Raw genomic sequence first — 13,450 nt, 5'->3', positions numbered from 1 at the left:
GCACGATGGGCACTGCCCTCACTGCTCTATTGCGTCGCAGCGGTGGAGAGTTTCTGCAGCGCGCCGGTCATCACCGCGATGAACTCAGCGCTCGGTTTGATATCCAGACCCTTGAACATCATCACCGGATCCTCATAGGTAAGCCAGACCTTGCCCTCCGCATCCTCATAGGCCAGCGCCTTGAGCGGCAGGAACAGGCCCGCACGCATGTCAGCCTGCATCGCCGGGGTGCCGATCTTCGGATTGCCGAAAATCAGGATCTGCGAGTCGGGCAGCTCCGCACCAATGTCAGACGCGCCCTTGGCGTGATCCACACGGGCAAACACTGTCGCACCGGCCTCATCCAAAGCGGTCTCCAAGGCATTGATCGTCGCATCGACCGAATGGCGGCTCTCAACCTTAACAAGGCCTGCCAGAGCCGGCAGCGCCGTCATCACGCAGAGCGCGGCGGCGGTCAAAATGGTTTTCATCGAAATCTCCTGCTTCACGAGTATGGTTCAGATCGGCACAGATCTTGCCTCGCCCTGCCGGCACACACCAGCCACAAGGCCGTCAATCGCCAAAATCGGCAAGGACCAGCCCTGCGCGCCGCATTGCCCTCTTTTCCCGCTGCCCGTTCCGGTCCATAAGACCCGCATGCTGAAGACCCGTCTCATTCCCTGTCTCGATGTCGCCGATGGCCGTGTGGTCAAGGGCGTGAACTTTGTCGGCCTGCGCGATGCCGGTGATCCGGTGGAGGCTGCGCGCGCCTATGATGCCGCCGGCGCTGACGAGATCTGCTTTCTCGACATCCACGCCACCCATGAAAACCGCGGCACCATGTTCGACATGGTGCGCCGCACCGCCGAACAATGCTTCGTGCCGCTGACGGTGGGGGGCGGTGTGCGCACCAAGGACGACGTGCGCGCGCTGCTGCTGGCCGGGGCCGACAAGGTGTCGTTCAACTCTGCCGCCGTCGCCAACCCGGATGTGATCCGCGAGGCCGCCGACCAGTTCGGCAGCCAGTGCATCGTCTGCGCCATCGACGCCAAATCTGTCGCCCCCGGAAAATGGGAAATCTTCACCCATGGCGGACGCCGCGAAACCGGCATCGACGCGGTGGAGTTTGCCCGCCTTGTGACCGCCAAGGGCGCGGGCGAGATCCTGCTGACCTCAATGGATCGCGACGGCACCAAATCGGGTTTCAACCTCGAGATGACCCGCGCGATTTCCGATGCGGTGGATGTGCCGGTGATCGCCTCTGGCGGTGTCGGCACTCTGGATCACCTCGTTGACGGTGTGACCAAAGGGGGCGCCAGCGCGGTGCTGGCCGCGTCGATCTTCCATTTCGGCGAATATTCTGTGCAGGAAGCCAAGCAACACATGATCGCCAATGGCATCCCGATGAGGCTTCAATGACCCTGCTGCATGACCTCGAACAGACCATTCTCTCCCGCAAGGGCAGCGATCCAGACACCAGCTGGACCGCAAAACTCCTGTCCAAAGGGCCGGAGAAATGTGCGGAGAAATTCGGCGAAGAAGCCATCGAGGCCATCATCGAGGCGGTGAAGGACGACAAGACAGGGCTCGCCTCCGAAGGGGCCGATGTGCTCTATCATTTCCTGGTGATGCTGGCGGCGCGCGATGTGGCGCTGGACGACGTGCTGCAGGTGCTGGCCGACCGGCAGGGCCTGAGCGGCGTCGCCGAGAAGGCAGCCCGCCCCAGAACCTGAGCCGCGACCGCGCACCTCGATACATACCGCCCCGGGCACAATCCCGGGTCAAGGGCCGCTGAAGCGGCCGCGCGGCACGCGCGGTTCACCCTTGAGGCGGGCTTGTGCCCAGTAGAATTGCACAGGCGCTTCAGGGCAGACCTGCCACTGAAGCGCCTCCCCAGCACCTTCCTCCCCGTCTGTAACAGACCCGGTGCACCTGCCAGCGCGCGCTCACACCTGCGGCACAGACCCCGCGCCTTGCCGTCAGGCAAGGCGCCCGGCCCAACCGGCGCAGCGCATGTCTCATGCGCGCCCGACAGGCGGGAGCCCCACCTTGCTGCCGATGCGTCGGCGCTGCGACGGTACTGCCCACTGCTCTGCGCGAGACTTCAGAGTTTGGAGGAAATGATGCCGGTGGCAAAGCCGCCCTGGCGTAGCTCGCCGAACAGGCGCTGGTATTCGATCTTGGGGCAGCGGTTCTGGATCACCGTCACCCCCCGCGCCTCTGCCTGCGCTGCCGCCTCGGCATGCTCCACGCCGATCTGCATCCAGATGGTCTGCAGGTCCGCAAACACCGTCAAGGCCTCCTCCACGATGGCCGGCACCGCCTCGGGACGGCGGAAGATATCGACCATGTCGACCTCCCCTTCGATGTCCGACAGCGAGGCCTGAACGGTCTCGCCAAACAGCATCTTGCCCGCGTGACCTGGGTTCACCGGGATCACACGATAGCCCTTGAGCGACAGGTAGCGCGCCACATAGTAGCTGGGGCGGACCGGATTGAGAGACACGCCGACCACGGCAATCACCTTGGTGCGGGTCAGAATGTCCTTGAGAAGTGCATCGGTATACATGGGCTGACTTTGCGCAAGCCGCGCGCCCTATGCAAGCCCGAAGCCCGACCCTGCTGAAGCTGCATGAAAAAAGCGCCCGAAGAATCTTCGGGCGCGAGGTGTGGAACGAGGGACAGTGAAAAAGATCTGCGACGGTTCCAAGGCCGCAGTCTGCCATTCAAACTGGTGCTGTTGCGCCGAAATAAAAGAGGCAATCTCAATTTTGTGAATATGACACAGGCTTGATGACTGCAGATTATACGATTCAGGACGCCTGCAGGCCTCTAATCCGTATCCAACACGTCCGGCCAGGCCTGATGTGCGGTCTGGATCATGTGGGTCCGCTCCGCCATCCACAACGCTTCGACTCGCGGCGTGTGAAAGAGATACAGATGCCCATCGACAATTTCCCATGTCATCGGATTGCCGTCGAAGACCCGACCGCGCGCGATACCATAGGCGCAGTGCCCGCCGAACTTCGGCGCATAGGCGCGTGGGTTGGCCTCGAACCGGGATTGGTTATGCGCGGTGTGAAACAGCCAGACCGCACCTTTCCACATAAGCGCGTGATCCTGCGCTCCCTTTTTCGGCTGATCCGCTGTGTGAAACGAGACAGGATCATACCCGCCGATGGCGATCCCATCCTGCATCGAGATATAGATCGTATCCGCCTGCGCCCGCGACGCGAGAGAAAGGGCCAAGGCCGTCCCAACAAAGATCGCAAAACCGAACCCGGTGAGGGCGTGTTTCAGGCGCAGGTGCAGCAAGTCAGATCTCCGTCCAGATACCGGTCAGCGGCAGAATGCCCGCACCGGCGCGAGCAGAAAAGGTGCGAAACGGGAAATTGAACATCTCGTGACGAGAGTTGAGCACAAGTGCAGCCCGGAGGTCACAGACCATTTTGAATGCGTCAGTCAAAGATGTCCTCGATCACATCAAAGACCTTTTTCCACGACGATTTCTTTTTCTTCTTCTTTCGCTTTTTCATCAGCTTGGCGGTCGCAAGCTCTGCCGCCATCACCGTCCAATCGCCGGATTTCGACTTTTTGGACGACTTGGCCTTATGCGGTTTGGCGACCTTTGGCAGCTTTGCGCCCTTATGATCGGCCAGTGGACGTTGCTTCTGGGCGGAGAGCGGCGCGCCACAGGTGCCGCAGACCAGCGCGTGCAAGGTTTTGTCCGGCACAAAGGCCGACTGCACGCCGCAATAGCAACAGCTGATGATCTTTCCGCCGGGGACGCTTTTATGTGCGATGCCGGTTCTCCTTTGGGTTTATCCCTTCAGGGAGGCATATAGGGAGAGCGCCGCCGCATTTGAAACATTGAGCGAGCCAAAACCGCCAGCTGCGTCGATCTTGACCAGCTTGTCGACGGTTTCCTTGGTCTTTTGACGCAGGCCCGGCCCCTCAGCGCCCAGCACCAGGGCGATCGGGTCGGAGGTGCGGCCGGCAACCGCGTCTTCGATGGTTTCCTCGGCCTCACCATCGAGGCCCAGCACCAGATAGCCCATTTGCTGCAGCGCGACGATACTGTCGGAGAGGTTGCGCATGCGCAGGTAGGGCTGGCGTTCCAACGCGCCCGAGGCGGTTTTGGCCAGCGCGCCGGTCTCCGGTGCGGAATGATGGCGGGTGCCGATCACCGCCGAGGCGCCCAGCACTTCGGCCGAGCGCAAGATGGCGCCGACATTATGGGGATCGGTCACCCGGTCCAGGAGCAGCACCCGGGGGATTTCAGCACCGATGCAATTGTCCTCAAGCCCGCCCCAGTTCAGTGGCTTCACTTCCAGTGCTGCGCCCTGATGCACCGAGCCGGGATCGATCGGCACCGAGAATTTGCGCGGCTCGACCACTTCGGGTGTAATGCCGGAGGCGGCGATGGCCTCTTCCAGCTTATTCTGGGCGTTCAGGGTCACCACAAGCTGCAGCTTTTCACGTTTTGGGTTCAGCAGTGCGTCGCGCACGGCGTGCAGACCAAACAGCCAGACAGTTTCTGCCGAGGCGGCTTTCTTGGCCTTTTCCTTGTCCACCACCCATGCGGGTTTCTTGCTGGGTTTCTTGTTCATGGCTTGCTCCGGAAAACAAATTTCGAGGCGGCGGAAAAAAGTTGCGCTTTTCCGGTTGACGCCCGTTTGGTGCGCTAGTAATCACGCCTCCACGTTAGGTGCAACATGCTTCTAACAGTGGGCGACAGGCCGCAAGGTGTGGCAGGGGACTGTAACTCCCTCGCGGAGACGCACGCCTGGTTCGATTCCAGGGTCGCCCACCATTTCTCCTCTTTCAAACATGATATCAATGTGTTGCGAGGATGAATGGTGGCTCGCCGTTTGTACATTCGGCCCCAATTCTCGATCAGCACAGATGATATTCGCGCGCCCTACGGGCGGTGCGTTGCCCGTCCGCGGGCCCGGTTTTTTTTCGCGGCGGGGCGGTCGCCGGGGCGCTGCCCCGGACCCCGAGATATTTATAAAAAGATGAAGGCAATACCCCCTGACAGGCGGGTTCATAAGCTGGGCACTTCAGGCGGGTTCCGACACTGCCGCCTCGACCCAGGCGACCAGCGCGTCGAGGTCCGGTTCCGCTTCTATTGCCGTGCCTTCGGCAAAGCCTTCGAAGGCTGCGACATTCATCCGGTTGACGCCGGAGACGACAGGCAGCCCCATGGCCAGCGCTTCGCCGATGATGGGGCGCATACCGCGCCCGTCCGCCTCATGCTTGCCGAATTTATTGACGATCAGAACCTGCGGTGCAGGCGTGCTGTCAAGCGCCGCCGTCACCAGGCCGACAGCCCGCTCCAGCGCGTCCGGGTTGAGACGGCAGCCGCGCGCGCCCTCGCCCAGAGATTGCGAAATGCGGATGGTCTCGCCCTCCGGCAGGACACGCACATCCATGTCACAGAGTTTGTTGTCGTAGCATTCGGTGTTGGTTTGCACGATGCCGGCGGTGCGGATGCCCTTTTCCGCCAGCCGTTCCGCAAGTGCGGTCAGCAGGCGGTCGGTGGCGCCGCGTTCGGCGGTCATTACATAGGCAAGCTGCATGGGATCGTCCTTTGCATATCGTCTGCGCGACACGCAGGATAGCGCGGAAACGCCCGCCCCGCCAGTGGCCGTGGGGCGGGGCTGATGTCGCAGCCGCCCATCACAGCCCCCCCTAACGCGTGCCGTGACTTCCCGCAGCCATCGCGCGCAAACCCAGCCGGTCAAACAGCGCCTCGTCCGCGTCTTCCTCGGGGTTGTCGGCAGTCAGGAGCGTGTCGCCCATGAAGATCGAGTTGGCCCCGGCAAAGATGCACATCGCCTGCAGCTCATCGCTCATCTCGGTGCGCCCCGCGGAGAGCCGCACATGCGCGCGGGGCATCAGGATGCGGGCCAGCGCAATGGCGCGGACAAATTCGATCGGATCGAGCGGGGGTGTGTCTGCCAGTGGCGTATCCGCCATCGGAATCAGCATGTTGATCGGCACCGATTGGGGATGTTCCGGCAGGGTCGCAAGGCTCAGCAGCATGTCGATCCGGTCGCCGCGTTCTTCGCCCATGCCGAGGATGCCACCGGAGCAGACGTTGATCCCCGCCTCGCGCACCCGGGCCAGGGTTTCCAGTCGATCCGCAAAGCTGCGGGTGGTGATCACCTCTGGGTAGTAGCGCTCCGAAGTGTCGATGTTGTGATTGTAGTAATCCAGACCCGCATCCCGCAGGCGCAGCACCTGATCCTGTTCCAGCATTCCGAGCGTCATGCAGGTCTCCATCCCCAGCGCCTTGACGCCTTCGATCATCGCCTCCAGCTGCGCCATGTCGCGGGTCTTGGGCCCGCGCCAGGCCGCACCCATGCAGTAGCGGGTGGCGCCGGCATCGCGGGCCTTCCTGGCCTCGGCAATCACCCGCTGCACCTCGATCAGTTTTGAAGCTGGCAGCTGCGCGCCATTGCGGGCGGATTGCGAGCAATAGGCGCAATCCTCGGCGCAGCCGCCGGTCTTGATCGACAGCAGGCGCGATTTCTGCACCGCGTTGGGATCAAACATCTGCCGGTGCAGGTTCTGGGCCTGAAACAGCAGATCCATGAAGGGCTGGGCGTAGATCTCCTCTGCCTCTTCCCGGGTCCAGTTGGTACGGATAGGCGGCGTATCGAGCATGGAAAAACCTCGCTGGAATAGGTGGAACGGCACACGCCGTGGGTGAACCTTTATTTTATAGATAATATATGAAATGAGTCGCAAGCGCACAGGCATTTGAATTTCAGCGCAATTTTCCACCGCTCAGCTTTGATGAAAGCACGTTTTGCGCGACAGGTGCGCCTGTGATGGATGCCACCCCCGGCGGCGAGAAACTCCTTGACGACACGCTGTGCCCTCCCCTACCCCTAGGGCTACGCAGGGGAGTCCCGCCGAGGGGACTGAGAGGCAGACGGGGAGAAATCCCGGTGACGCGACCCTTAGAACCTGACCCAGTTGATACTGGCGTAGGAAGCTAGGACAGTCGCGCCCCGCCCGGTACAGGTGGGAGCCTCTGCTCTGACACGGCAGGATCTGTACCCCCTGCCCCGTTTTCCTCCGGCCCGGCTCAATTGGTGTCTTTTTGAGAATGGACTCGAGGAGCACCAAGATGAACGTCCCCACCCCCAAGATCACCCCAAAGGTCACGACGGGCGCATTGCCTGCGTCGCGCAAGATCTATGTGGCAGGCGAGATGCATGCAGACATCCGCGTGCCGATGCGCGAAATTGCCACCCACCCGACCGCAGGCGAGGCGCCGCTGCCGGTCTATGACAGTTCCGGGGCCTATACGGACCCCGAAATCCTCACCGATATTCGCAATGGTCTCGCGCCGGTGCGCGCCGCGTGGATCAAGGCCCGGGGCGACGTGGAAGACTATCAGGGCCGCGATGTTACCCCTGCGGACAACGGCTTTGTCGCGGGTGATCGGCTGGTGCCGGAGTTCCCGGTGCGGCCCGCGCCCCTGCGGGGCAAGGGCGATGCCGCCCCGACGCAGCTGGCCTATGCGCGGGCCGGTCTTATCACGCCGGAGATGGAGTATATCGCCATCCGCGAGAACCAGCTGCGTGAGCTATCGCCCTGCCATGGCAGCCGCGATGGGGAGGATTTCGGGGCCAATATCCCAGACTATGTGACGCCGGAATTCGTGCGTGCAGAGATCGCTGCCGGGCGCGCCATCATCCCCGCCAACATCAACCACCCGGAGCTGGAGCCGATGATCATCGGCCGCAATTTCAAGGTGAAGATCAACGCCAATATGGGCACCTCCGCCGTCACCTCCTCGATGGAGGAAGAGGTGGACAAGCTGGTCTGGGCGATCCGCTGGGGCGCGGATACAGTGATGGATCTGTCCACGGGCCGCAATATTCACAACACCCGCGAATGGATCATCCGCAACAGCCCCGTGCCCATCGGCACCGTGCCAATCTATCAGGCGCTGGAGAAGGTCAATGGCATTGCCGAAGATCTGACCTGGGAGGTGTTCCGCGACACGCTGATCGAACAGGCCGAACAGGGAGTCGATTACTTCACCATCCACGCGGGCGTGCGGCTGCATATGGTGCCGATGACCGTGGAACGCGTCACCGGGATCGTATCGCGCGGTGGGTCGATCATGGCGAAGTGGTGCCTGCATCATCACAAGGAGAGCTTCCTCTACGAGCATTTCGAGGAGATCTGCGATATCTGCCGCCGCTATGATGTGTCGTTTTCCTTGGGCGATGGGCTGCGCCCGGGTTCGATCGCGGACGCCAATGACGAGGCGCAATTTGCCGAGCTGGAAACGCTGGGCGAGCTGACCAAGGTCGCCTGGGCCAAGGATTGCCAGGTGATGATCGAAGGGCCGGGCCATGTGGCCATGCACAAGATCAAGGAGAACATGGACAAGCAGCTGGAGTGCTGCCACGAGGCGCCGTTTTACACGCTGGGGCCGCTCACGACGGATATCGCGCCGGGCTACGACCACATCACGTCTGGGATTGGCGCGGCGATGATCGGCTGGTTTGGCTGCGCGATGCTCTGCTATGTGACGCCCAAGGAACATCTGGGCCTGCCGGACCGCGATGATGTGAAAACCGGCGTCATCACCTACAAGATTGCCGCCCATGCCGCCGATCTGGCCAAGGGTCTGCCCGGCGCGCAGCGGCGTGATGATGCGCTGTCCCGCGCGCGGTTCGAATTCCGTTGGGAGGATCAGTTCAACCTGTCGCTGGACCCGGAAACCGCACAGAGCTTCCACGATGAGACCCTGCCGAAAGAGGCGCATAAGGTGGCGCATTTCTGTTCGATGTGCGGGCCGAAGTTCTGCTCCATGCGGATCAGCCATGACATCCGCGCCGAGGCCCAGAAAGAGGGCTTCGAGGCAATGGCGGCGAAGTTCCGCGAGGGCGGCGCGCTTTATGTGCCGGTGGCGGACGCGACATCAGAACCGAGTGAGGCCGAGACATGACCCGCGCGGTTCAGGCACGGCACTTCCGCGGCCTTAATGCCCAGAGCGGGCTTTGCGGAGAGCGCAGGATAGAAGGGCTCTATCTGATTGTCGGGCATGTGGGCCGGGTGGAGTTGCTGGTGCCGCAGGGTGCGGATCTGGTGCAGCTGAGGATCGAGGGACAACCAGAGGCCGAAGTTCGCCGCCAGATCGCCCGCGCACGGGATTTCTGCGCTGTTCACGACGCGCAGCTGGTGATCCACAGGCATTGGCAGGCGGCACTCGATCTGAACTGTGACTTTGTACATCTGACGCAACAGGATCTGGCGGAGGCTGATACGGACGCCCTTCATCGCGCAGGAGTGCGTTATGGGGTGGACGTCGGCGATGACACGGAACTGAAGCACGCCCTGACGCTGTCCCCGGCTTATGTGGCGCTGGATCTGCGCGCGCTCTCGCGGGAATTCGAGGGAAATCAGGCGCTTGAACAACTGAAACGCTGGAAACAGACCTCTGGCGATGTGCCGCTTGTTGTCTCCGGCGGGCTGGTGATCGAGCGCTTGCACGCAGTGTTTGCAGCAGGTGCTGACTGCGTCGCCGTGTCCACCGACATTCAGAGCGCCGAAGACCCCGAGGCCAGAACCCGCGCCTGGGTCACGGCCTGCGGGGCCTGAACACACAGACCACGCGGTTCATTCGCGTGGTCTGACCCGGTATCCTGTTGGTTGGCTATCGGATGGAAAGCGGCAGGCCGCGGCACCTTTGCCGGCTGCATAATTGTACAATGGATCGCGAGATCCCAAAGGGTCAGAGCGGCGCTCCGGCAAAACTGCGCAAGGTGATCCCTGCCTCTTCCAGTCTGCTGCGCACGCTGCGGGCAATGTCCAGCGCCTCGGGCGTGTCGCCATGCAGGCAAATCGTGTCGATCCGCGCTGGTATGCGGCTGCCGTCCTCAGCGTGGATCGCACCATCCTTGACCATCCGCGTGATCCGCTGCCCTGCCAGGTCCGCGTCGTGGATCACCGCACCGGGCTGCGAGCGGTCAACCAGGGTGGCATCTGCATTATAGGCGCGATCCGCAAATATCTCGCAGGCCACATTGCAGCCCAGCGCCTCGGCTGCTGCCTGCTGCTGGGTGCCCGCCATCACCATGATGATGATGTCCGGCGCGACCGCCAGCGCCGCCTCGTAGCACGCCAGTGCCATGTCCCGATCGGCCGATGCCATATTTGCCATCGCACCATGCAGTTTCAGGTGCCGCACCTCAGTGCCCGCGGCCCGCGCCATCGCTTGCGCTGCGCCCACCTGATATTGCACCAGATGCGCCAGGCTGGCGTGTGGCAAATGCATCTTGCGGCGGCCAAAGCCCTGAAGGTCGGGAAAGCCCGGATGCGCGCCAATACCAACGCCGCGCGCCGCTGCCGCCGCCATGGTTTGAGCCATCACATCCCAGTCCCCGGCGTGCACACCGCAGGCCACATTGGCGGAGGTGACCACATCGAGCACCTCTGCATCGCGCCCCATCACCCAGGGGCCGAAGCTCTCTCCCATGTCGGCGTTCAGATCGACGGTCAGTGTCATCGGGCATGGCCCTCCTTGGCAGTTTCAGTGTCTGTGCGCATCTTCGCTGTCAGAGCGCATCGTCGAGGTCGCGGCCCGCTGTCGCGCCACTGACCAGTTGATAAGACAACAGGTCGCGCATGCTGGCCGGGTCGCGCAGCAAGGGGTGCAGCCGTGCAGGCAGGCGTTTCAGATCCTCGGCCGCGCGGCGTTCCAGCTCAACCGCCTCCTCCAGCGACACAAGTGTGAAGCTGAAGCGCGCACCGGCCTGGGCCTGCGCCACGCGCGGCAGATCCGACGGCAGCACGGAGCCGATGCGTGGATAGCCACCGGTGGTCTGACACTCGCTCATCAGGACATAAGGCGTGCCGTCACCGGTGACTTGAATATCACCGGGAGCGATCACCTCCGACAACACGCTGAGACCGCCGTCGAGGGCAAAACCGTCTCCGTCAGGCAGGAGCCGCACCCCCATGCGATTGGCGCGGGTGTCGCGGGTGAACGTCACATCCTGAAACCGCGCCAGCTCTGTCGCGCCAAAAAGATCCGTCTGCAGGCTGGGAACCATACGCAGGGTGCCGCCGTCCAGACGCGGCTCCGGCTCAAGTGCGAGGTTAACCGCACTGTCCCTGTCCTGACCGATCGGGAGGGTCTCGCCATCCTGCAATCGCGCACCAAGACCGGAGGCCATATGGGTGCTGCGCGCGCCAAGGCGGCACTCGGTCGCGATACCGCCGCCGAGGTGCAGATAGCCATAGGATCCGGCCTGCACCGCGCCGATGGTCAGCTGCGCCCCGGCGGGAAGCAAGTGGCTTGCGTTCCAGCGCAGGGATGTCCCGTCATCAAGCGCGGCGCGCATCGGGGCGCCGGTCAGGGCAATGCGGGTGTCTTGTGAAACCTCAAAGACGCCGCCCATGCCCGCCATCTCGATCGCGGCCAGATCCGGGGCCTGTCCCAGCAATGCCCCCCCTTCGAACACGGCCAACCTGTCGGCCGCCCCGCCCTGAGACAGCCCGAAGGCCAAGTAGCCACTGCGTCCAAGGTCCTGCAGGCTCAACCCCGGCCCGGCGCGATGAAGTGTCAGCGTACGGGTCATGACAGCACCTCGCAGGTCGCGCCGCCATCAGGGCCGTCACGCTCAAGCGCTGCGTATGTCTCTGGCGAGATCGGCTCAAACCGCACCTCGTCCCCGGGTCGGAGCACGAAGGGTTCGGGGGCATCCGGGCGGAACAGCCGGAACCGGGTCTGCCCAATATGGCGCCACCCCGTCGGCGTGGTGACAGAAAACAGCACGATCTGGCGGATCGCCACCACAACCGCCCCCTCTGGCACCTGCGGTGTCAAGTCGGTCTGGCGCGGGATATCAAAGGCCGGGGGCAATTCGCCCAGATAGGGCTGCCCGGGCGCAAAGCCGATGGTTTGCACCCGCAGCTGTGTTTCGGCGATCTGTCGCACGGCTTCCTCGACCGTGAGCCCCGCCCGTTCCGCGGCCTCCGCCAGCTGCGGAGCCAGATCGGTTCCGAACACGGTCGGCACGCGCCACAGCTTGCGCCCCTCGGGCAGCGCGGCATCGTACCAGTCGCGCGACGCCAACAGGGTTTTGACCTGCTGCATCATCTCGGCGTGGGCGGTGCCGAGCGGGTCAAACCGCAGATAGGTGGACACCAGCGAGGTCGAGGTTTCCTGCACCGCTGACCAACCTGCGCGTTCGACCGCGACGCGAAAGGCCAGCGCCGCGCGGTTGGCAGGTTCGCTGAGGGTGTCGGCAAACCGCACGACAAGACCGTCGAAACCGGCAGTGGCCACCTGTGGCCAATCCGATGTCTGCCCCTGTGGCGGCGATGTGGGCTGCACGTTTGTCATGCCGTATGACTGCCAGCGGTCAAGCCGAAACACCAGACCCAAATGTCGGATGTGACTGGCCATTTGTCGGGAAGCCCACTCGTCAAGCCTCGCATGAACGCCCATACTCGCGTGACTTTCATTCAAGCTACGAGCGCCGCCCATGTCTCGCCGCCACTATGACTTGCCGCCGCTGACAACGCTCACCGCCTTTGAGGCGGCGGCGCGAAATCTGAGTTTCAAGAAGGCCGCAGAAGAGCTTTCGGTCACACCGGGCGCGGTCAGCCATCAGGTCAAGGCGCTGGAAGGCGAACTGGGCGTGACCCTGTTCAAGCGCAAGCATCGCGGGGTGGAGCTGACGCCACCGGGACAGACGCTTTATGATACGCTGGCGGCCTCCTTCACCCGCATGTCCCAATGCCTGCAGGCCATCCGCGATCACGGATCCTCCGGCGTGGTAACCGTCGGTTCGACCACCGCGATGGCCTCGCTGTGGTTGTCGCCCGCTGTCATCCGCTTCTGGCGCGACCACCCCGAGATCAACATCAACCAGGTGGTGCGGGATCGGGCCTTTACCACCTCGGCGGATATGGATCTCTACATCTGGTATGGGCGGGAACGGGATCCGAGGCTTGACCAATATCCCCTCTACCGCGACCGGTTGCTGCCAGTGACCTCTCCGGAGCGGGCCGAGGAGCTGGCTGATGCGGATCTGGAGGTTCTGGCACGCCAGCGGCTGATCCATCTCGAAGGCGATGACATCAGCTGGACCAAATGGCACGACTGGTTCCGCCAGCTGGGCTACAAGGGTCCGGTGGCCTCGGGCATCCGCGTCAACAATTACTCCATTGCGCTGCAGGCGGCCCAGGACGGCGCCGGCCTGACACTGGGGTGGGAACAGCTGATCTCCCCCCTGCTGAACCGGGGAGACCTGCGTATAGTGACGCCGCATGTGCTGTCGGCCCCGCAGAAATTTTATCTGATCTGCAAACCGGAAGAGGAGCTGACGCCCAATGCGCTGATGCTGCGCGACTGGATCATTGCGACAGCCCGAGAGATCACGGATGAACCCAGCTAACCTGTGAGTGAGGTTTTCCGATATTGAGCGAA

16 protein-coding genes, 1 tRNA gene and 1 riboswitch are annotated in these 13,450 nt (G+C 62.9%); of the genes, 6 read left to right on the top strand and 11 right to left on the bottom strand.

Features of this window, described 5'->3' with window-relative positions:
- Window positions 1-26: 26 nt before the first annotated feature.
- Entirely contained in the window at window positions 27-470 is a 444-nt protein-coding gene (locus tag R0J92_RS09055; RefSeq protein ID WP_317385696.1) for a DUF302 domain-containing protein, read from the bottom strand.
- 166 nt (window positions 471-636) lie between these two features.
- Between R0J92_RS09055 and hisF the strand changes: the two genes are divergently transcribed.
- Window positions 637-1,398 carry an imidazole glycerol phosphate synthase subunit HisF gene (hisF, locus tag R0J92_RS09050; protein ID WP_411051445.1) on the top strand — a complete coding sequence of 254 codons (762 nt, stop codon included), beginning with the start codon at window positions 637-639 and terminating at the stop codon, window positions 1,396-1,398.
- Window positions 1,395-1,712, top strand: coding sequence for a phosphoribosyl-ATP diphosphatase (locus R0J92_RS09045; protein ID WP_411051444.1), 318 nt, complete (start codon window positions 1,395-1,397; stop codon window positions 1,710-1,712). Before hisF ends, R0J92_RS09045 begins: the two co-directional genes overlap by 4 nt.
- 371 nt (window positions 1,713-2,083) lie before the next feature.
- On the opposite strand, the gene R0J92_RS09040 is transcribed toward R0J92_RS09045, so the two are convergent.
- The 5 genes from R0J92_RS09040 to rlmB form a co-directional block, all read right to left on the bottom strand.
- A complete protein-coding gene (locus R0J92_RS09040) occupies window positions 2,084-2,548 on the bottom strand; it encodes a CoA-binding protein (RefSeq protein WP_411051443.1) in 465 nt (154 codons plus the stop codon).
- 263 nt (window positions 2,549-2,811) lie between these two features.
- Window positions 2,812-3,294 (bottom strand): YHS domain-containing (seleno)protein, encoded by a 483-nt coding sequence (locus tag R0J92_RS09035; RefSeq protein ID WP_411051442.1) that lies wholly within the window; start codon window positions 3,292-3,294, stop codon window positions 2,812-2,814.
- Window position 3,295: 1 nt separating this feature from the next.
- Window positions 3,296-3,445, bottom strand: a complete 150-nt coding sequence (locus R0J92_RS09030) for a hypothetical protein (RefSeq protein ID WP_411051441.1) — start codon at window positions 3,443-3,445, stop codon at window positions 3,296-3,298.
- Complete coding sequence (locus R0J92_RS09025; RefSeq protein WP_411051440.1) at window positions 3,438-3,728, bottom strand: hypothetical protein; 291 nt, start codon at window positions 3,726-3,728, stop codon at window positions 3,438-3,440. The genes R0J92_RS09030 and R0J92_RS09025 overlap by 8 nt, the downstream gene beginning before the upstream one ends.
- 72 nt (window positions 3,729-3,800) lie before the next feature.
- Window positions 3,801-4,589, bottom strand: a complete 789-nt coding sequence (gene rlmB, locus R0J92_RS09020; protein ID WP_106163229.1) for a 23S rRNA (guanosine(2251)-2'-O)-methyltransferase RlmB — start codon at window positions 4,587-4,589, stop codon at window positions 3,801-3,803.
- A 119-nt stretch (window positions 4,590-4,708) separates the two neighbouring features.
- Here rlmB and R0J92_RS09015 point away from each other — a divergent pair.
- Window positions 4,709-4,792: transfer RNA gene (locus R0J92_RS09015), tRNA-Tyr, on the top strand.
- 250 nt (window positions 4,793-5,042) lie between these two features.
- Here the strand turns inward: R0J92_RS09015 and R0J92_RS09010 are convergent.
- Together R0J92_RS09010 and bioB are read right to left on the bottom strand one after the other, a co-directional pair.
- Entirely contained in the window at window positions 5,043-5,561 is a 519-nt protein-coding gene (locus R0J92_RS09010) for a DUF2478 domain-containing protein (protein WP_411051439.1), read from the bottom strand.
- A gap of 112 nt (window positions 5,562-5,673) precedes the next feature.
- Complete coding sequence (bioB, locus tag R0J92_RS09005) at window positions 5,674-6,651, bottom strand: biotin synthase BioB (RefSeq protein ID WP_411051438.1); 978 nt, start codon at window positions 6,649-6,651, stop codon at window positions 5,674-5,676.
- A gap of 229 nt (window positions 6,652-6,880) precedes the next feature.
- Window positions 6,881-7,001, top strand: a riboswitch (TPP riboswitch).
- Window positions 7,002-7,120: 119 nt separating this feature from the next.
- Here bioB and thiC point away from each other — a divergent pair.
- Both thiC and R0J92_RS08995 read left to right on the top strand, forming a co-directional pair.
- The gene (thiC, locus tag R0J92_RS09000; RefSeq protein ID WP_411051437.1) at window positions 7,121-8,959 is read left to right on the top strand and encodes a phosphomethylpyrimidine synthase ThiC; all 1,839 of its coding nucleotides are present in this window, start codon (window positions 7,121-7,123) and stop codon (window positions 8,957-8,959) included.
- Window positions 8,960-9,027: 68 nt separating this feature from the next.
- Window positions 9,028-9,612 (top strand): thiamine phosphate synthase, encoded by a 585-nt coding sequence (locus R0J92_RS08995; protein ID WP_411051593.1) that lies wholly within the window; start codon window positions 9,028-9,030, stop codon window positions 9,610-9,612.
- 133 nt (window positions 9,613-9,745) lie between these two features.
- Here R0J92_RS08995 and R0J92_RS08990 read toward each other — a convergent pair whose 3' ends face one another.
- The 3 genes from R0J92_RS08990 to R0J92_RS08980 are packed head-to-tail and all read right to left on the bottom strand — an operon-like array spanning window position 9,746 to window position 12,361.
- The gene (locus R0J92_RS08990; protein WP_106163225.1) at window positions 9,746-10,519 is read right to left on the bottom strand and encodes a LamB/YcsF family protein; all 774 of its coding nucleotides are present in this window, start codon (window positions 10,517-10,519) and stop codon (window positions 9,746-9,748) included.
- Window positions 10,520-10,568: 49 nt separating this feature from the next.
- On the bottom strand, window positions 10,569-11,594 hold the full coding sequence (locus R0J92_RS08985; RefSeq protein WP_411051436.1) for a biotin-dependent carboxyltransferase family protein: 1,026 nt from the start codon (window positions 11,592-11,594) through the stop codon (window positions 10,569-10,571).
- A complete protein-coding gene (locus R0J92_RS08980) occupies window positions 11,591-12,361 on the bottom strand; it encodes a 5-oxoprolinase subunit B family protein (protein WP_411051592.1) in 771 nt (256 codons plus the stop codon). The genes R0J92_RS08985 and R0J92_RS08980 overlap by 4 nt, the downstream gene beginning before the upstream one ends.
- Before the next feature lie 142 nt (window positions 12,362-12,503).
- On the opposite strand from R0J92_RS08980, the gene R0J92_RS08975 reads away from it, so the two are divergent.
- Window positions 12,504-13,418, top strand: a complete 915-nt coding sequence (locus R0J92_RS08975) for a LysR substrate-binding domain-containing protein (RefSeq protein ID WP_106163223.1) — start codon at window positions 12,504-12,506, stop codon at window positions 13,416-13,418.
- Window positions 13,419-13,450: the final 32 nt, after the last annotated feature.

The sequence above is a fragment of the Tritonibacter sp. SIMBA_163 genome, assembly GCF_046535935.1.
Taxonomy (GTDB): Bacteria; Pseudomonadota; Alphaproteobacteria; order Rhodobacterales; family Rhodobacteraceae; genus Epibacterium; species Epibacterium scottomollicae.
This window is presented reverse-complemented; position numbering and strand designations above follow the sequence as displayed.

Coding starts and splice junctions, on each gene's coding strand:
- R0J92_RS09055 (WP_317385696.1), bottom strand. CDS start 470: ATGAAAACCATTTTGACCGCCGCCGCGCTCTGCGTGATGACGGCGCTG.
- R0J92_RS08975 (WP_106163223.1), top strand. CDS start 12,504: ATGTCTCGCCGCCACTATGACTTGCCGCCGCTGACAACGCTCACCGCC.
- R0J92_RS09040 (WP_411051443.1), bottom strand. CDS start 2,548: ATGTATACCGATGCACTTCTCAAGGACATTCTGACCCGCACCAAGGTG.
- R0J92_RS08980 (WP_411051592.1), bottom strand. CDS start 12,361: ATGACAAACGTGCAGCCCACATCGCCGCCACAGGGGCAGACATCGGAT.
- bioB (WP_411051438.1), bottom strand. CDS start 6,651: ATGCTCGATACGCCGCCTATCCGTACCAACTGGACCCGGGAAGAGGCA.
- rlmB (WP_106163229.1), bottom strand. CDS start 4,589: ATGAACAAGAAACCCAGCAAGAAACCCGCATGGGTGGTGGACAAGGAA.
- R0J92_RS09045 (WP_411051444.1), top strand. CDS start 1,395: ATGACCCTGCTGCATGACCTCGAACAGACCATTCTCTCCCGCAAGGGC.
- thiC (WP_411051437.1), top strand. CDS start 7,121: ATGAACGTCCCCACCCCCAAGATCACCCCAAAGGTCACGACGGGCGCA.
- R0J92_RS08985 (WP_411051436.1), bottom strand. CDS start 11,594: ATGACCCGTACGCTGACACTTCATCGCGCCGGGCCGGGGTTGAGCCTG.
- R0J92_RS09010 (WP_411051439.1), bottom strand. CDS start 5,561: ATGCAGCTTGCCTATGTAATGACCGCCGAACGCGGCGCCACCGACCGC.
- R0J92_RS08990 (WP_106163225.1), bottom strand. CDS start 10,519: ATGACACTGACCGTCGATCTGAACGCCGACATGGGAGAGAGCTTCGGC.
- hisF (WP_411051445.1), top strand. CDS start 637: ATGCTGAAGACCCGTCTCATTCCCTGTCTCGATGTCGCCGATGGCCGT.